The organism is Brenneria uluponensis, assembly GCF_032395385.1.
In the GTDB taxonomy this organism is placed as follows: domain Bacteria; phylum Pseudomonadota; class Gammaproteobacteria; order Enterobacterales; family Enterobacteriaceae; genus Prodigiosinella; species Prodigiosinella aquatilis.
Map to the genome: position 1 here is coordinate 3,667,009 of NZ_CP135917.1, position 17,588 is coordinate 3,684,596.

A 17,588-nucleotide genomic window follows, 5' to 3' on the forward strand; every position below is an offset into this window, starting at 1 on the left:
AAATTCAAACAATCACAACTTAAAGATGCACCCTGACTTCCTGATGACCAGACACCCGGTCGTAAATAATCGCCACCAGCAACACCGCCATGGATGGCGGCAGCCAGGCCAACCCTTGTTCACTCAACGGCAAATGCAATATCCACAGTGGCAGCAACGGCTGGAAGGCAGACGATTTTACACCATCAACCATGCCAAATAACAGGCTCACCAACATCACCGGCGCGATAATATGCGCACTGTTATTCCACCAGCGAAGCGTAAAACTCAGTAAAACCAGCACGATACAGGGCGGATAAATCGCCGTCAGCACCGGAATGGACATTTGAATCAAGTGGCTCAATCCCAGATTAGACACCACCATTGAAAACAGCCCCAGGGTGAAAACCAGTGTACGGTAGGAAAAAGGCAGATACTGGGAAAAAAACTCCGCACAGGCGCAAGTCAGCCCTACCGCGGTCACCATGCAGGCAGTAAAAATCAGCAATGCCAGAAAGCTACTGCCCATATTACCAAAGGTGTGCTGAACATAAGCATGCAGAATTTCAGCCCCATTCTGCGCTTCCGGCACCAAAACACCGCTGTTCGATCCCAACTGGAACAGACTCAAATAAACCAGTGTTAAACCAACACCCGCAATCAACCCCGCCAGCATGGTGTACCGGGTAAGCAGGGCAGCATCGACAACCCCTCGGGAACGGGCGGCGTTAACTATTACAATACCGAATACCATCGCCCCCAGCGTATCCATAGTGAGATAACCATTAATAAACCCGCTGGAAAAAGGCACATGCTGATAGATATCAGTAGCCGGAATGGGAGCACCGACAGGCCACAGTAGCGCCGCCACACCCAATATCGTCAGAGCGATAATTTTTACCGGTGCCAGAATATGACCGACAGTATCCAGCAAACGCCCCGGATACAGGGAAATCCCGATGACAATCGCAAAATAGATCAGGCTATATATCAGTAGCGGTGTGGTGCCCTCACCCACCAACGGTGCAATACCTACTTCAAACGATACTGTTGCGGTACGAGGGGTTGCAAACAATGGCCCGACGGCCAGGTAGCATACCGTCGCCAGCACAACGCCGGCTTTCTTGCCAATCGGACTGCTCAAGGTATCGATACCACCGCCAACCCGTGCCAAGGCAATAATGGTTAGGACCGGTAGCCCAACGGCAGTGATCAAAAAACCGAGTGCGGCGATCCAGACATGTTCTCCCGCCTGTAAACCCACCATCGGGGGGAAAATGATATTCCCCGCGCCGACAAACAGGGCAAAGGTCATAAAACCCAATGCCATGATATCTTTGGACGTTAAACGATGACTCATAGTTATGTCGTGTTGCCTGTATAAACTCGCTAAAAAAGAAAAAACCGGGTAGAAAAATCAGCGACACCAGATTTTCATTCGGGCAATGTGCAGAATTATTGAAATAATTGATTGGCGTATATATCCATCATCTTTCAAGTTGCAGATGCGTTAGCTGTGCTCAGTTACCTGGTTGCCGTCTTCCTGCATCGTGCAATTTATTGGATATAGCCACAATGGGGGCTAAGTAAAGCGTTTATAGCGAAAAAATACAACACTTGATCTAAAAAGCAGAATATTAAACTAAATTTAATTGCTAAGATGACATATTGAGTTAATTTAGGACAATCGGCCAATACATGATTTGTGCATCATAAGAATATTTAGTGCAATAAAATCCCATTAAATACTTAGATTGTACAAAATAAAACCATAACTAAAACTTATAGAAATAAAAAACGCTGGCGAAATATGCCAGCGTTATAACAAACATAAACGGGTACTGAATCACCACACACGCTGGGCGATATCGACCACTAGTTTCAGCTTGTTCCACTGAGCTTCTTCGCTCAGGCTGTTGCCCTCTTCTGTTGACGCGAAGCCACACTGCGGACTCAGACAAAGCTGTTTTATGTCGACATATTTTGCCGCTTCAGCAATACGACTTTCTACATCCTGTACATTTTCCAATTCGCCATTTTTAGTCGTGATAAGCCCCAGTACAACTTGTTGGTGTCCCGGCTTGATATAGCGCAACGGCTCAAATCCCCCCGCACGCTCCGAGTCATACTCCAGAAAGAAAGCATCGACATTCACTTCACCAAACAGGGTTTTGGCCACCGGTTCATAGCCCCCTTCGGAAATCCAGGTCGAACGGAAATTCCCCCGGCAAACATGCAGCCCGATAATCAGATCGTCTGGTTTGCCAATCAACGCTTTATTCAGCACATCCGCATAAATACGGCACAGTTGTTGTGGATCTTCACCACGTTCACGGATTTGGCGCTTCTGATCGTCAGAACACAGATAAGCCCATACCGTGTCATCCAGTTGCAAATAACGGCAACCTGCATCATAAAACGCTTTAATGGCATCACGCCAAGTCTGAGCCAAATCGTCAAAGTAGGCGCCCAGATCGGGGTAAATGGTGCTATCAATAGCCTTACGACCGCCACGAAAATGCATCACGCTTGGACTGGGTATGGTCATCTTCGCCACCGCATCGCCCGCAATAGCGTTCAGATAACGGAAGTCTGCCAGCATGGGATGCTGTGGGTTGAAACTCACTTTACCGGTTACTTTTATGCCACGGGACTTGGTCTGAATACCGTTGAACTGAATGCCTTGCTCGGCTTCATAACGCTCAACACCGTTCAACCCTTCAAAAAAATCGAAATGCCACCAGGCACGACGAAATTCACCATCAGTCACCACCTGCAATCCGGTGTTCCGCTGCAACTCAACCGCACGCAGAATTTCCTGATCTTCTATGTTCCGCAATTGAGCGGCGCCAATCTCACCAGCCTGAAACTGCTCACGGGCCTGTTTAATTGCTGTGGGACGCAACAAACTACCGACCACGTCGGCACGAAACGGAGGAAGTGTTTGTGTCATGTTTTGCTCCTGACAGCCTGTTGACAGCGCAATTACTGTCACAGAGTTATAGTTTCATTATAAAATAATTACGCCGCTGTATTTAATGGACATCTAGACGGCTAAAAGTGGGAGCATCTTGGCATGAGTATTAATCAAGGACAAGGGAGTAATTTTCACATCACATGAAATAAATTCATCTTCCCGTGACAAATACTCATGAATGTATAGCGAGGTTGGGTACCGCAAACAACACCGAGCAGCAACAACGTAGCTGCGGCGGTGTGATAGCGGATTTCATCAGGTATTTCCGTCAGGCTAACGGTTTAGCCGTATTTTGGTTCAGGGCGGAAGACACTATCAACCGGTTTGGCAGGGTAAACATAAAGCGAGAACCGATACCTTCTTCGCTAATAACTTCCAGCTTGGCGTCATGATGGCCAAGGGCGTGTTTCACGATAGCCAGCCCCAGTCCGCTACCCCCGGTCTGGCGGGAACGGGCTTTATCCACACGATAAAACCGCTCGGTCAGGCGAGGTAGATGTTTGGGGGCAATACCTGGCCCGTTATCGCTCACCTGAAACTGTGCGCCCGACGGCGTCTGTTGCCAGCACACCTCAATACGGGTTCCCTTCGGCGTATGATTCACCGCGTTATACACTAAATTGGAAACCGCGCTGCGCAGCTGATCTTCATTACCGAACACTTTTAATTGTTCATTAACACGAAAAATGATCTCATGGCGCCCTTGACTCAGCGTCTCCGCTTCACGCTGTAACACCCGCAGCATCAGCGGAATGTCCACTTCCTCGCTCAGATCGATAGCGGTTGCCGCCTCGATGCGGGATAGCGTAAGCAGTTGTTTAACCAGACCATCCATCCGCCGCGTCTGCTCCTGCATGGTATTGAGCGCCTTTGCCTGTAAAGTGGCATCCAGCGATTCATCACTCATCATTTCCAGATAACCTTGTAACACTGTCAATGGTGTACGCAGCTCGTGACTGACATTAGCAAAGAAATTACGGCGGGCACCTTCAAGCTGATGCATTTGTGTCACGTCGCGAGCCACTATCAGCAACTGCCCTTCTGAATAGGGCATCACGCGGAACTCGACATGATACGAATTATTCAACAGCAACATCAGCGGTCCACTGAAGTCCCGTAACTGCATATATTCGGTAAATTCCGGATAACGCAGCAGATTGAGAATATTTTGACCATTATCCTCTGGCCAACGGAATCCCAGTAAATGCTGGGCTAGCCGATTACACCAGATCATGGTGCCTTCTTCTGTGGTGATCACTACCGCGTCAGGTAGTGACTCAGCGCCGCTGCGAAAACGTTTGATCAACAGCGCCAGTTCGCGTCGACGTCGACGGTTGCGCAACTGCATCTGATAGAGACCATAAAACAGCGGTTCCCAGCTCCACCGACCGGGAGGTGGCGTCATGCTGCGGTCAATCCACAGCCAATGAGAGAGTTTAAGCTGATTGTAAAAATTCCAGCATAAAGCCGCCAAAACAAAGACCAGAAGAAACCAGGGCAGATAACCAAAAATCAGCCCAAGCAACACAGCAGGAGTACAAAAAAAAGCCAGCTCCAATGCCAGCTTTTTCCAGGATAAACGTTCTAGCACGTTAGAAAATCTCCCAAACTAACGCTGTCAGTAACGCGTCGAGAAACGATAACCGGTTCCACGAACCGTCTGCACCATTTTGTCATGCCCACTGGTCTCCAGCGCTTTACGAAGACGGCGGATATGAACATCAACAGTACGATCCTCAACATAAACGTTAGTGCCCCAAACATGATTCAGCAACTGTTCACGACTATATACCCGTTCAGAGTGCGTCATAAAGAAATGCAGCAATTTAAATTCAGTTGGCCCCATATCCAGCGCGTACTCATCCGTCGTCACTCGATGTGAAGAAGGATCAAGGCTTAACCCGCGCATTTCAATCACTTCATCCACCGCCATGGGTGAAATCCGACGCATCACAGCCTTGATACGCGCTACCAGTTCCTTGGGGGAAAATGGTTTGGTAATGTAATCATCCGCACCAACTTCAAGCCCACGCACCCGATCTTCTTCTTCTCCGCGCGCGGTAAGCATCATTACCGGAATATCCCGGGTCAGTGTTTCACGTTTCATGTGCTTGATGAATTGCAGGCCTGAACCGCCAGGCAGCATCCAGTCAAGCAGAACCAATTCAGGGTATGGTTCAGTCAGCTGGTTTATCGCGCTATCATAATCTTCCGCCTCAACTGGCTGATAACCGTTCTGTTCCAGCACAAAGCACACCATTTCACGGATAGGCGCTTCATCTTCCACAACCAAAATACGTCTTGCCATCGTTAATCCTGCCATTAATCATCGCTATTAGCGTGCGGAATGCATTATGCGTCACTTTTGTGACAGATTTATGAACAGAAACCTGCCCCCGGGTCCACTCTTCTGGTCTGATTTAACCTGACGTAATTACTGCTATTCTTTGCGACAGCACTAAACTGACCACCTATAATCGCCGATGATAACTATTACATAACCCCATCAGCAGGGAGTTTCATGCGAATTATTCACACTTCTGACTGGCATCTTGGTCAATATTTTTATACCAAGAGCCGTGCCGCTGAACACCAGGCCTTTCTATGCTGGTTGATTCATCAAGTTCAACAACACGATGTGGATGCAGTAATAGTAGCAGGTGACATTTTCGATAACGGAACCCCGCCCAGCTATGCACGGGAGATGTATAACCGTTTTGTCGTGGATTTGCAGCACACCGGTTGCCAGTTGGTGATACTTGGCGGAAACCATGACTCAGTGGCCACGCTGAACGAATCCCGTTCCCTGCTGGCCTGCCTGAACACGCAGGTCATCGCCAGCAGCGATAACGATATTGACCGGCAAGTGCTGGTACTGAATAACCGTCAGGGGGAACCGGGTGCCCTACTGTGCGCCATTCCTTTCCTGCGTCCGCGCGATTTGCTAACCAGCCAGGCTGGCCAGTCTGGTGCAGATAAACAGCGAGCGCTGCTGGACGCCATTGCCGAACATTATCAGCACTGCTACCAGGTTGCCTGTCAGCGACGTGATGAGCTGGGATTACCCTTGCCCATCATTGCTACTGGTCACCTTACCACTGTCGGTGTCACGACATCGGATTCAGTGCGTGATATTTATATTGGCACGTTGGAAGCCTTTCCAGCTCAAATCTTTCCCCCCGCCGATTATATTGCCCTCGGACACATTCACCGCCCTCAACGAATCGCAAAGACCGAACACATTCGTTATAGCGGCTCCCCCATCGCATTGAGCTTTGATGAGTTGAATCACGAAAAATCCGTTTATCTGGTCACGTTTGACCAAGGATCACTCCACACTGTCGATACATTGACCATCCCAGAAACACAGCCGATGCAGTTGATCAAAGGCGATTTGGTAGAAATTGAACGTCGCCTGAACGGATTCAGGGAGTATCAGGGAGCATCGCCAGTCTGGCTGGATATTGAAGTCGCCACACAGGACTACCTGAATGACATTCAGAAACGGATTGAAGAACTGACGGTGGGGCTACATGTTGAAGTGCTGCTACTGCGCCGGGCGCGGGAACAACATTTACAAATGCTGATACAACAGGAAAAAGAGACACTGAACGAACTGAAACCAGAAGAGGTCTTCGAACGGCGCCTGGCGTTGGAGCCCGACCTGGAGACACCACGTCGACAACGGCTTCAGACACTGTTTACACAGGTCATGCATGACATCGAACAGGATGAACATCGGCAGGAGGACAAGGTATGAAAATACTCAGCCTGCGTTTAAAAAACCTCAACTCGCTACAAGGCGAGTGGAAAGTTGATTTCACCCGCGAACCTTTCGTCAGTAATAGCCTATTTGCCATCACCGGGCCGACCGGTGCTGGTAAAACCACACTGCTCGACGCCATCTGTCTGGCGTTATATCACCAGACACCGCGGCTGAAAGTGACACCCACTCAGAATGAACTGATGACGCGACATACCGCTGAGTCGCTGGCCGAAGTTGAATTTGAAGTCAAGGGTATTGCCTATCGAGCCTTCTGGAGTCAACGTCGGGCCCGTAATTCACCGGAAGGGAATCTACAACCACCGAAAGTCGAGCTAGCCCGGTGTGCCGACGGCAAAATTCTGACAGAAAAGATCAATGACAAGCTGGCAATGATTGCCGATATCACCGGCCTTGATTTCGACCGGTTCACCAAATCCATGCTGTTATCCCAGGGGCAATTCGCCGCTTTCCTCAACGCTGACGCCAACGAACGGGCAGAATTACTGGAAGAGCTGACAGGTACGGAGATTTACGGCCTCATTTCCGAACGGGTATTTGAACAGCATAAAGAAGCACAGGTTCAATTGGATACATTCCGCGCACGCGCCAGCAGCATCGAACTGCTAAGTGATGAACAGCGTGCGGAACTGGAACATCAGTTGTCAGCACGACAACAACGAGAGCAGTCACTGAGTCTACAACGTGATGAAATCCTCGCACATCAGCGCTGGTATGAAACACTGGCGCAATGTCAGCAGGCGCTCACTGCCACGCAACAGCAGCGCAGTCAGGTAGAGCAGATGCAACAACAGGCTCGACCACAACTGGAACGATTGGCGACAAGTGCGCCAGCGGAAAAATTACGCCCTCTTTATGATACGCAAGAACGATGTCAACGTGAAAAAACGTTACTGGCCCAGCACATTACCGACTTGACTGACCAATTGACCAACCAGCAATCCGTCATGGCTTTACTGAAATCACAAGCCGAAAAAGCGATAGTGGCGCAACAGGAACATGCCGATTACCGTCAGCAACAGGAAACCCTGATCAACGAACAAGTCCTACCGCTGGACCTCCATATCGCCACGCAACAGGAGCAACGCAACCGGTATCAGCACGCGCTAGAGCAACAGCGTAACCAACAGAAAGCCGCTATCGGCAAGCTAGAGCAATTACGTCAGCAGTATCGCCAAACCCAGGAACGGTTAAGGCAAATTGACATTTACCGACAGCAAAACCTGATGTATCAACACTGGGGAAGCCATATTCCGCTTTGGCAGGCCCAGTTCCCACAGCAACGAAAACTATTACAGGAACTGCTGATACTACAGGACAGACTTGCACAACAGCAGGAGCAGTCAGAACATCTGCAACGTCAGCAGGTAAAGCTAATCGAAAAACGTGATGCACAGCAGGCCGCCACCGGACGAGCGCAGCAGTTACTCGGGCAACATCAGCAACACCACCAGCAACAGGAACAACAGCTGCCAGTAACGACGCTTCAGCAGCAGCTTGTCCAACTCACCACTCAGCGGCCGCAACGGCAACAACTCTCGACCAGCACCACAGTCCTGCACCGATTGTCCAACCAGTATCAATTGTTGGATGCACAGCAACAGGACTCTCAACACCGCATCGAGCAGTTGGAAGCATTACAGTTACGACAACGTCAGGAGTATCAACGACAGGCCCAACACCTGATCGATTTAGATAAACGCTATGAACTGGAACAGCGGATTGCCAGTCTTGAAAACGAACGAAGTCAATTGCAGCCGGGTAAAGAGTGTCCATTGTGTGGTTCTACACATCATCCGGCAGTTGAACGCTACCAGACACTGCGCGTTTCAGAAACCCAGAATCGACTGCATGCCCTACGTCAGGAAGTGGAAACACTGAAGGCGGCAGTGATACAAACAGAAACGCAGCTACAGTTATTACAGCAACAGCGTCAACAACAACAAACTGCACTGTTAAATGTTTCTCAGGAACATGAGGCACTACAACAGGAATGCCAAACGCTAAGTGAACACTTACTTGTAAACTTCAACCCACAGCAGCCAGAAACACTTATCACCTGGCTGGAGCAGTGTGATGAGCAGGAACGGTCACTCCAGTCCCAGATTACAGAACGAGAGCAAAATCAGCACCAGATACAGAAAAGTAAGGATTTACTGACCGCAGCCAATCAGCTATTGCAACAAACGGAACAGCAGATGGCGTTGAATATCCAGCAGCGACGCATGCTGGAAACCACGCATATCGAATTGCAACAAACTCGGGAAAAGGTCGAGCAGGAGCAAAATCGACTGCACCAATCCATCACGCAATCACTTACGCGTTTCGGTCTGCCAATTCCCGAAGCTGACGAGCAAGAATCATGGCTTGGTCAACGTCAGATGGAGTGGTTGCGATGGCAGGAGAACGAGCACGAACAACATCAGCAAACCCCTCTGTTATCGTCACTGAATACCGAAATTGAAGGTGATGAACGGCGTTTGCGTGAAATAGACGAAGCCATCAAAACACAACAACAGCAATTGACGGAAACGGAGCAGTCGCTGGAACAGGCTCAACAGACCCGCTGGCAGTTATTCGGCAATAAACAGGTCAATGACGTTCTTGGGCAATTGCGTCAGCTCAGTCAGAAGCATGAACAATACCGTCAGAAGTCTCAGGCACAATGGCAGCAAGGACAGTCTGCGTTCAGCCGTCTTACCGGTGAAAAAGGCAGTCTGGAACAGCAATATCAACGAACACAAGCCGCTTATCAGCAGGCGGTACAGCATTTTGATACTGCGCTGCAACAGAGCCAGTTTGAGAATCAAGACGCATTCAAACGCGCGCTGTTGGACGAAGCCGAGCGTAACCAGCTTATGGCGTTGAAAGAAAAAATCAGTCAGCAACAGCAGCAGGTTGAGGCATTGCATCAACAGGCGGAACTGGCGCTGGCACAGCACCTGGCCGGAAAACCTGATTCATTGTCAGAAGACATTAACCCGTCAGATATCAATCAAACGCTCGCTGGATTGAGCAATGAGCTTAAAACCGAAGTTCAACGACAGGGAGAGTTGCGTCAACAACTGGCCAGTGACCAGCAACACCGACTCAAACAACAGGTATTGCTGGATGATATTGCCAAAAGCCAGCAAGGATGCGACGACTGGGGCTACCTTAACCACCTGATCGGCTCGCAAAAAGGCGACAAATTCCGCCGTTTTGCCCAGGGATTAACACTGGACCATCTGGTCTATTTGGCCAACCGCCAACTTTCACGCCTGCATGGCCGTTATCTGCTGCAACGTAAGGCCTCTGACACGCTGGAGTTACAGGTAGTAGACACCTGGCAGGCGGACGCCGTCCGGGATACGCGAACCTTGTCCGGCGGGGAAAGTTTTCTGGTCAGTCTGGCGCTGGCGCTGGCGCTCTCCGATTTGGTCAGTAACAAAACACGTATTGACTCGCTATTTCTGGATGAGGGCTTCGGTACGTTGGATGGTGAAACGCTGGATTCCGCGCTGGATGTGCTGGATAACCTGAATGCCTCTGGCAAAACGATTGGCGTAATCAGCCATGTTGAGGCGATGAAAGAGCGAATTCAGGTACAAATTCGGGTAAAAAAACGCAACGGTCTGGGCATCAGCCAACTGGACAGTGAGTATGCAGTGAAATAACAACTTACGGGCCACGATATCCCCGATACCGTGGCCCGATTCAACACTCGCGACACGGGAAACGACGACATACGCTGACCGTGAATCCGTTATGAGACTATTTTATCTTACTTTCTCCCATCGCAATTCGTTATCATGCGCACTGTGAATAAAATCGCGTGTCTTTACCACACGCCAGCCTGGGATAACATAAATGCTGTGGTTTAAAAATTTAATGATCTATCGCCTGAATCGCGATATCAGCCTGTCAGCGGATGAAATGGAAAAACAGCTGGCCGCCTTTGCCTTTACACCGTGTGGCAGCCAGGATATGACCAAAAGTGGATGGGTTTCACCGATGGGTTCCCATAGCGACGCATTTACTCATGTTGCCAACGGCCAGATTATTATCTGCGCACGCAAAGAAGAGAAAATTCTACCCTCACCAGTCATTAAACAAACCTTGCAGGAAAAAATTGAAAAACTGGAAGGCGAACAACACCGTAAACTGAAAAAAACCGAAAAAGACGCTTTAAAAGATGAGGTTCTGCACAGCCTGTTGCCTCGGGCCTTCAGCCGCTTTGGTCAAATCTGGTTATGGGTAGACACAGTCAACAATCTGATTATGGTTGATGCCGCCAGCGCAAAAAAAGCCGAGGACACACTGGCCTTACTGCGCAAAACCCTCGGTTCGTTACCAGTAGTCCCGTTAACAATGGAAAACCCGATCGAACTCACGCTTACTGAATGGGTGCGATCTGGTGAGACGCCTGCTGGTTTTACACTCCAGGATGAGGCAGAACTGAAAGCCATTCTGGAAGAGGGTGGCGTTATCCGTTGCAAAAAACAGGCACTGGTCAGCGATGAAATTGCTGCCCACATCGAAGCTGGCAAGGTGGTGACCAAATTGGCGCTGGACTGGCAGGAGCGAGTACAACTGGTACTATCCGATGATGGTTCGCTCAAACGACTGAAATTTTCCGATATACTGCGTGAACAGAACGACGATATAGATCGGGAAGACGCAGCACAACGCTTTGATGCGGACTTTATCCTGATGACCGGCGAGTTGGCCGCGTTGATCAAAAATCTGACGGAAGCCTTGGGTGGCGAAGCCCAGCGTTAAGAACGTTGGTGCGTAAAGGCATCCCGCCGCATAATCCGGCGGGATGGGTTGCGTTATGACAATTACAGTTTGAAGTGTCCGATGGTTGAGGTTAACTCTTCCGTTTGAGATTGCAGTGCTGCGGAAGCCGATGCAGATTCCTGTACCAGTGCGGCATTCTGCTGCACCATCGAATCCAATTGCGCCACCGCTTTATTGATCTCCTGAATGCCGCGCATCTGCTCTTCAGAAGCTTGTGTTATTTCAGACATTACTGTGGTTACAGTAGAGACACCACTCACTATTTCATTCATGGTGTCGCTGGCCTGACGGACCTGTCGAGACCCTTCGGTAACACTCTCTACCGTCGCTTCTATCAATGTCTTAATTTCTTTTGCCGCCTGCGCGCTACGCTGTGCCAGCCCGCGAACCTCAGACGCCACCACGGCAAAACCACGGCCTTGCTCGCCGGCACGCGCCGCTTCCACCGCCGCGTTAAGAGCCAGGATATTAGTCTGGAACGCAATACCATCAATAACACCGATGATATCGCCGACTTTACCAGATGCGACGACAATCTCATCCATCGTGACGATAACATCGGATACCACTTTACCGCCGGTACTGGCATCACTCGCCAGTGATAGCGCACGAGCATTGACCTGTTGAGCGGACCCTGCCGACTGCGTCACGGTAGCAGAGATCTCTTCTAACGCCGCGGCCGTCTGCTGCAAACTCGCCGCAGAGGCCTCAGTTCGAGAGGAAAGATCGTTATTCCCGGCAGCAATTTCATCGGTAGCCACTTGTAGCGAGGCACTGATATCCCGGATTTGCAGCATGATCATGCTAAGTTTATCGATGAAAGTGTTAAATGAACGGGCAATCTGCGACACCTCATCATGACCGTCATCCGGCAAGCGAAGTGTTAAGTCATTGGTACCACTGCTGATGTCGTCCATCGCGTCACGAACTTGCAACAAGCGCCTCAGCGAAGAATTGATCAGGAATCCCACAATCAGTGATCCCAGAATTGCAATCACCACCAGCGTACTCACCGACGTCCACAACAGTGAATGCATTCCAGCCGTAGCTTCTTTTTCATTCAACGCCACCAGCATATACCAGTCAGTCCCCTTGACCACCTGAGCACGTACCAATTTATCACTGCCACTGATCACAACATTCACCGGATGTTCCGCTTTTAGCACCTCACTCAAATTAATGTCAGGTGCAATATCCGTGATTTTCTTCAGCGTCAGTTTCTCATCAGGATGTGCAATGATAGTACCGTCCGCTTGAATCAGGATGCCGTAGCTGGCAGGTGTGGGATGGATGGATTTAACGTTGGCAATGACACTTTGCATCGTCACGTCGCCGCCCAATACGCCTTTCACCATACTGCCATCCAACACTGGCGCAACAAAAGACACGACAATCGTGTTGGTCGCCATATCCAGATAAGGTGCGGTGACAACCGGTTTGCCCTCACGTACCGCCTGTTGATACCAGGGTCGGACTGTCGGGTTATAATCGGCAGGAATATCACCAGGATCGGAGAACTTCGCTGTCTTGTTGGCATACCCCATATAAACGTTAATAAAATTTCCTGCGGCAGCCATCTGCTTGAAAGCAGGAATCGGATGATCACTGGTCAGTGCAACATTATTCAATGATGCAATCATCTGTTTTTTTGACTCAACCCAGTCCCCAATGGCGAGACTATGACTTGATGTTACTGCTGTCAGAAGGTTATTGATGGATTCTGTATTGTATTTGTCCGTCACCCGATAGTTAAAAAAGGTATTAATAGCCAGGGAGAACACAATGATGGTCGTACAAACAGCCAGAATACGTGAACGTGTCGTTTTAAGCATAGTTAACCACTTATGAAATGATTATTTATACCCGCCGTCGTTCAAGTTGCAGATGTATTGGCTACGCGCTCAGTTACCCAGTTCATCTCTGGACCTCGTCCCTTTGGGACAGTTGTAAGCGGCGTTCAAACCTGCTCTTGGCAGAGTTGTCACCCTGGCCACTTACCTGAGTAAGCTCATCGGGATGTTTTCGTTTGCCGCCTTTCTGCCACTCGAAGTTTATTGGGTATGTAATCATGCTGATTATTTTAAATAAAAACCCAGATATTCCATTTTGTGAGAGCAACAATATTCCTGCCAAATTCCCGCTAACCACCATTCCCCCAGAAGACTTGATTAAACGATCTGTCCAAAAGGAAAAATCTGCTCAAAGAGAATAAGAGAAAAATCAGATTAATCTCACAGAAAAAATACAACGACTTGCATTCATTTTATAGAGTTTTAATTTATTTTTTAATATAAGAAAATGTTATGAATCAGAAAAAGTGGTAGGAAATATAAAATATTTAATAAATTCAATATATTATTTAGTCACCCTCTCGTACTCATCTCCTGCATCTTGAAATCTATTGAGTATCAGGGTGTATAAAAACTGGAGAGTATCGGCTAATAACATTTCATTATTAGCCATCACAAGAAGAGATAATTACGTACTGTGACTACAAGTATTTGCAAAGATAGGATGAATTTTCAGATACCTGTAAATTGAATTCACTTTTAGCCGGTACGAAAAAAGACTCACCTGGCATAAAAACCTGCCAATCAGGCGAACCGGGCAATAATACATTTAAGGCGCCGCTAATAACTGTCATCTCTTCGGCCTGGCCGGTACTAAAAGTATATTCCCCTGCTGCCATCACGCCGACACTAGCGCGGCCAATGCTGCCACTATCAAATCCAATTGATTTCACTTTCCCTGAAAAATATTCATTTACATTCAGCATAGTGCGCTACCTTTTTGTCGAAAAGTCGATGAAATTCATATTAGAAGGAGAAAAGGCTGGCTGTCACGATTTATTCTGCGAATTTGTGCAGCCACTGGCATTGTCTCACGCTATTGGTAAACGCAACGCCTGTATTACATCGGTCACAATGGATGACAATGATTGCGTGGCATCAATCCTGTAATGAGCTACATCCTGATAAAACGCCTCACGCTCCGCCAGAACTTCCGCTATTTCTTCAGCGATCGGTCGCCCGGTTAATGTAGGCCGCTGATGTGCCTGTGGGCTTTCTTCCAGACGTTGAACCAGCGACGAAGCTGGCGCATACAGATAAATAACCGTACCCTTTTCACGCATGAAGCGCCGATTCTTCTCCAACAGAACCATGCCGCCACCAGTGGCAATGACCCGATTCGACATCGTGACTGCCTGCAATGCTTCACTTTCCCGACGGCGAAACTCTTGCCATCCTTTCTGAGCTACGACATCGGCGACAGTCATATGACTGGTCTCCTGCATAAAAATATCCGTATCCACAAAGGTATAACCAAGAGTCCGCGCCAGTTCACAACCAACCGTGGTTTTACCGCACCCTCTGGCACCAACCATAAAAATGGGCTGTGTCATCTAAAGATGTATCCTTATTTTTCTCTCAGGCCGGTCACCAACGAAGAATGTCGTTGGCCATACCAGCTGCACAAGCCCCAAATCATACAAGTAAAATTCATTAATAAGGAAGACTCTGATGTGGTAATGATCGGGAAAATCATCAATATTGGTGCTTCTAGTGCCAATTTCCGCACTTTTTTGCTGAAAGCAGGCAATTGAGAATAATTAATGATGATATCAAATTATTTTTTGGCCTCCGAAAAGAAGTGACATTATAGACATGGATTCGATGTTCTGGTGATAAACGCAGGAGGCGATATCTTTTCATAACCCCATTTTCGACGGACAAAAAGATCCCGTCATCTCGACGATATGGAGACACGTTTTATGACTATGATTCCCGACATCCCAGTGGAACGGTTCGCCGCCTTTTCGAATGGTGATCATGGCGGCAATCCCGCAGGTGTTATGATCTGCAACACGTTCCCTGAGCCTTCGGTCATGCAACGTCTCGCCGCCGAGATCGGTTATTCCGAGACGGTGTTTGCGATGCCTGATAGTGGTGACTGGCGTGTTCGTTACTTCGCACCGGCCATGGAAGTGCCTTTCTGTGGTCATGCGACTATCGCGCTTGGCGCAGCATTGGCGGCGAGACAGGGAGACGGCCACTTTCGGCTCCAGCTCAAAAATGGGCAAGCCACCGTCGAAGGACGCACATCTGGTCGTTTGACGAGGGCTACTTTACAATCCCCGCCAACCACGATGAAGATTGTGCCACCCGCTTATCTTTCGAAAGCCCTTGATTTATTCGGCTGGTCAAGTACTGATCTCGACCCGCGCATCCCACCAGCGATTATCAGTGCCGGTGCCAACCATCTTCTGCTGGCCCTCAATAACCGCGAAAGCCTGCGTGATATGACCTACAACCTTGATGCTGGCAAAACAGTGATGGATGCTGAATCACTGGCGACGATCATGATTATTTTCTCCGAAACGGCTCAGCGCTTCCATGCGCGCAATCCGTTCGCTGCTGGCGGCGTCTACGAAGATCCAGCGACAGGGGCTGCCGCTGCCGCCTTGGGGGGATATTTACGGGAAATTCATTGGCCCCATGGCGGCAACATCACGATCATACAGGGCGAGGATATGGGCATTCCATGCCAACTTGATGTGGAAATCACCGATATCCCCGGTGCCAGCATTCGGGTCGGCGGTTGTGTTCGGAGGCTATGATATGCAAGTAAAGATAAGGATGCCGTCATGATCATCAAAGCCGGCGACGTTGATAACCCCCAAGCCGTAGAACTTCTTCACCTTCATTTGCAGGGTATGCACGCTAACTCCCCGCCCGGCAGCGTATTTGCGCTCGATATGTCCGGCCTGAAGCGACCGGATATATCCTTCTTCACGGCCTGGGAAGACGATAAATTGCTTGGGTGCGGTGCATTACGCGAACAATAGCTCCTTTCTTACGCAAGCAACGGTTACTGATTTCATGGTTCAGGGGCACTTTGCCCGCCATCTCAGGAAAATGCGCACGCTCTACGCGCTACGGCGTCGCTATCTGATCGATGCCCTGGTTCAGGTATTTGGTGAGAAATTACAGATCTCTTCGTGGGCAAACGGCCTTCATGTGCTGGTATATCTTAAAACGACACACAGCGACGACATCCTGGCCTCATTGGCGAATGAGCAGGGGCTGGCAGTCCACGCGTTGAGTAATTGGTCTATGCGCAAAGGCTCACCGTCAGGGCTCATACTGGGTTTTACCAATCTCGCCACACCGGAGCAGGCCCTGGAAAATGTGCTGCGCTTAAGTAAAGCGTTGGGGGAATTCTAGCCCTCATCCTTAAGCCAGGAGGGGCTTATCTTTGACAATACCGGGATAGTGGAGCAGGTCACTGCACCCCGCATCCGATCAATTCGCTGATGTCATGATAAGCCGCCGGATCAGGGACGTCCCCCGGTGGGGTTCAAACTGGTTTCGTATTGTCGGGTTCTAACCGATCATCGAGCACCAACTGGAAAAAGGCGAGATCGAGCCATTGCCCAAATTTTGTGCCTACTTGCGGCAGCAGACCAACGTCCACAAACCCGAGTTTACGATGCAGTTCGATCGAGACAGTGTTGGTCGCCTCAATGCCAGCCACTATTACATGTTTGTCAAGATCACGAGCGCGCGCAATCAGCGCGTTCATCAGTACCCTACCTGTCCCGTAACCGCGTCGATCCTTATGTACATAAACGGAATGCTCCACCGTATGACGGTAGCCGTCGAAAACACGCCAATCGCCAAAGGAGGCATAGCCGAGTACAGCATCCACATCATCGACAGCCACCAGCACTGGATAGCCCTGACGGCGCCTGTCTGCGATCCAAACTTTCCGATTATCCGCGTCGACCGTCTTCTCGTTCCAGATCGCAGTGGTGTTAAGTACAGCATCGTTGTAGATCGCCGCAATACCATCGGCGTCATCATCATTTGCATCACGTATTTGCATGGTTCTCTCCGGATCATCAATATGGTTAAACGTGCCGCCGATCCACCAAAGTGAACAGACCAACGGCAGAATGGTATTCCACGCCATCTCACTAGTCTAATAAATTAGACATATGAAAATAGTATTCTGCAAAATAAACCAAAATATACGAATAAAACGCCCTACTTGTCGGTTGAAAAC

General features: G+C 49.2%; 15 protein-coding genes. 7 read left to right on the forward strand and 8 right to left on the reverse strand.

What is annotated here, in order from left to right; all coding sequences use genetic code 11:
- Positions 1-19: 19 nt before the first annotated feature.
- The 4 genes from brnQ to phoB form a co-directional block, all read right to left on the reverse strand.
- Entirely contained in the window at positions 20-1,339 is a 1,320-nt protein-coding gene (gene brnQ, locus RS889_RS17080) for a branched-chain amino acid transport system II carrier protein (RefSeq protein WP_315708103.1), read from the reverse strand.
- Positions 1,340-1,825: 486 nt separating this feature from the next.
- On the reverse strand, positions 1,826-2,932 hold the full coding sequence (locus tag RS889_RS17085; RefSeq protein ID WP_315708104.1) for a cobalamin-independent methionine synthase II family protein: 1,107 nt from the start codon (positions 2,930-2,932) through the stop codon (positions 1,826-1,828).
- 292 nt (positions 2,933-3,224) lie between these two features.
- Positions 3,225-4,547 (reverse strand): phosphate regulon sensor histidine kinase PhoR, encoded by a 1,323-nt coding sequence (phoR, locus tag RS889_RS17090; RefSeq protein ID WP_315708105.1) that lies wholly within the window; start codon positions 4,545-4,547, stop codon positions 3,225-3,227.
- Positions 4,548-4,574: 27 nt separating this feature from the next.
- Entirely contained in the window at positions 4,575-5,264 is a 690-nt protein-coding gene (phoB, locus tag RS889_RS17095; protein WP_021014939.1) for a phosphate response regulator transcription factor PhoB, read from the reverse strand.
- A 213-nt stretch (positions 5,265-5,477) separates the two neighbouring features.
- Here phoB and sbcD point away from each other — a divergent pair, with 213 nt between their 5' ends.
- The 3 genes from sbcD to rdgC all read left to right on the forward strand — a co-directional run bounded on the left by sbcD (position 5,478) and on the right by rdgC (position 11,501).
- Positions 5,478-6,716: an exonuclease subunit SbcD gene (gene sbcD, locus RS889_RS17100; RefSeq protein WP_315708106.1), complete on the forward strand. Its 1,239-nt coding sequence runs from the start codon at positions 5,478-5,480 to the stop codon at positions 6,714-6,716.
- Positions 6,713-10,396: an AAA family ATPase gene (locus RS889_RS17105; protein WP_315708107.1), complete on the forward strand. Its 3,684-nt coding sequence runs from the start codon at positions 6,713-6,715 to the stop codon at positions 10,394-10,396. The genes sbcD and RS889_RS17105 overlap by 4 nt, the downstream gene beginning before the upstream one ends.
- 193 nt (positions 10,397-10,589) lie before the next feature.
- Entirely contained in the window at positions 10,590-11,501 is a 912-nt protein-coding gene (gene rdgC / locus RS889_RS17110; protein WP_021014936.1) for a recombination-associated protein RdgC, read from the forward strand.
- A gap of 62 nt (positions 11,502-11,563) precedes the next feature.
- Here the strand turns inward: rdgC and RS889_RS17115 are convergent, their stop codons facing one another.
- Positions 11,564-13,354, reverse strand: coding sequence for a methyl-accepting chemotaxis protein (locus RS889_RS17115; protein ID WP_315708108.1), 1,791 nt, complete (start codon positions 13,352-13,354; stop codon positions 11,564-11,566).
- 236 nt (positions 13,355-13,590) lie between these two features.
- Here RS889_RS17115 and RS889_RS17120 point away from each other — a divergent pair, with 236 nt between their 5' ends.
- Complete coding sequence (locus tag RS889_RS17120) at positions 13,591-13,734, forward strand: hypothetical protein (RefSeq protein ID WP_157831388.1); 144 nt, start codon at positions 13,591-13,593, stop codon at positions 13,732-13,734.
- A 279-nt stretch (positions 13,735-14,013) separates the two neighbouring features.
- Here the strand turns inward: RS889_RS17120 and ppnP are convergent, their stop codons facing one another.
- Positions 14,014-14,298, reverse strand: a complete 285-nt coding sequence (ppnP, locus tag RS889_RS17125; RefSeq protein ID WP_021014934.1) for a pyrimidine/purine nucleoside phosphorylase — start codon at positions 14,296-14,298, stop codon at positions 14,014-14,016.
- 105 nt (positions 14,299-14,403) lie between these two features.
- On the reverse strand, positions 14,404-14,925 hold the full coding sequence (gene aroL / locus RS889_RS17130; RefSeq protein ID WP_021014933.1) for a shikimate kinase AroL: 522 nt from the start codon (positions 14,923-14,925) through the stop codon (positions 14,404-14,406).
- A 375-nt stretch (positions 14,926-15,300) separates the two neighbouring features.
- Here aroL and RS889_RS17135 point away from each other — a divergent pair, with 375 nt between their 5' ends.
- Genes RS889_RS17135 through RS889_RS17145 form a run of 3 tightly spaced genes read left to right on the forward strand, consistent with a single transcriptional unit; the run spans position 15,301 to position 16,747 of the window.
- On the forward strand, positions 15,301-16,140 hold the full coding sequence (locus RS889_RS17135; protein WP_315711095.1) for a PhzF family phenazine biosynthesis protein: 840 nt from the start codon (positions 15,301-15,303) through the stop codon (positions 16,138-16,140).
- A 27-nt stretch (positions 16,141-16,167) separates the two neighbouring features.
- Positions 16,168-16,368: a hypothetical protein gene (locus tag RS889_RS17140; protein WP_315708109.1), complete on the forward strand. Its 201-nt coding sequence runs from the start codon at positions 16,168-16,170 to the stop codon at positions 16,366-16,368.
- Between the two features lie 34 nt (positions 16,369-16,402).
- Complete coding sequence (locus tag RS889_RS17145; protein WP_315708110.1) at positions 16,403-16,747, forward strand: aminotransferase-like domain-containing protein; 345 nt, start codon at positions 16,403-16,405, stop codon at positions 16,745-16,747.
- 133 nt (positions 16,748-16,880) lie between these two features.
- Here RS889_RS17145 and RS889_RS17150 read toward each other — a convergent pair whose 3' ends face one another.
- On the reverse strand, positions 16,881-17,408 hold the full coding sequence (locus tag RS889_RS17150) for a GNAT family N-acetyltransferase (protein ID WP_315708111.1): 528 nt from the start codon (positions 17,406-17,408) through the stop codon (positions 16,881-16,883).
- Positions 17,409-17,588: the final 180 nt, after the last annotated feature.

Excerpts from the sequence above, each read along its gene's own strand:
- rdgC (WP_021014936.1), top strand. The coding sequence starts at position 10,590 with ATGCTGTGGTTTAAAAATTTAATGATCTATCGCCTGAATCGCGATATC.
- RS889_RS17145 (WP_315708110.1), top strand. The coding sequence starts at position 16,403 with ATGGTTCAGGGGCACTTTGCCCGCCATCTCAGGAAAATGCGCACGCTC.
- sbcD (WP_315708106.1), top strand. The coding sequence starts at position 5,478 with ATGCGAATTATTCACACTTCTGACTGGCATCTTGGTCAATATTTTTAT.
- phoB (WP_021014939.1), bottom strand. The coding sequence starts at position 5,264 with ATGGCAAGACGTATTTTGGTTGTGGAAGATGAAGCGCCTATCCGTGAA.
- RS889_RS17140 (WP_315708109.1), top strand. The coding sequence starts at position 16,168 with ATGATCATCAAAGCCGGCGACGTTGATAACCCCCAAGCCGTAGAACTT.
- RS889_RS17105 (WP_315708107.1), top strand. The coding sequence starts at position 6,713 with ATGAAAATACTCAGCCTGCGTTTAAAAAACCTCAACTCGCTACAAGGC.
- brnQ (WP_315708103.1), bottom strand. The coding sequence starts at position 1,339 with ATGAGTCATCGTTTAACGTCCAAAGATATCATGGCATTGGGTTTTATG.
- aroL (WP_021014933.1), bottom strand. The coding sequence starts at position 14,925 with ATGACACAGCCCATTTTTATGGTTGGTGCCAGAGGGTGCGGTAAAACC.
- RS889_RS17150 (WP_315708111.1), bottom strand. The coding sequence starts at position 17,408 with ATGCAAATACGTGATGCAAATGATGATGACGCCGATGGTATTGCGGCG.
- RS889_RS17115 (WP_315708108.1), bottom strand. The coding sequence starts at position 13,354 with ATGCTTAAAACGACACGTTCACGTATTCTGGCTGTTTGTACGACCATC.
- RS889_RS17085 (WP_315708104.1), bottom strand. The coding sequence starts at position 2,932 with ATGACACAAACACTTCCTCCGTTTCGTGCCGACGTGGTCGGTAGTTTG.
- RS889_RS17120 (WP_157831388.1), top strand. The coding sequence starts at position 13,591 with ATGCTGATTATTTTAAATAAAAACCCAGATATTCCATTTTGTGAGAGC.
- RS889_RS17135 (WP_315711095.1), top strand. The coding sequence starts at position 15,301 with ATGATTCCCGACATCCCAGTGGAACGGTTCGCCGCCTTTTCGAATGGT.
- ppnP (WP_021014934.1), bottom strand. The coding sequence starts at position 14,298 with ATGCTGAATGTAAATGAATATTTTTCAGGGAAAGTGAAATCAATTGGA.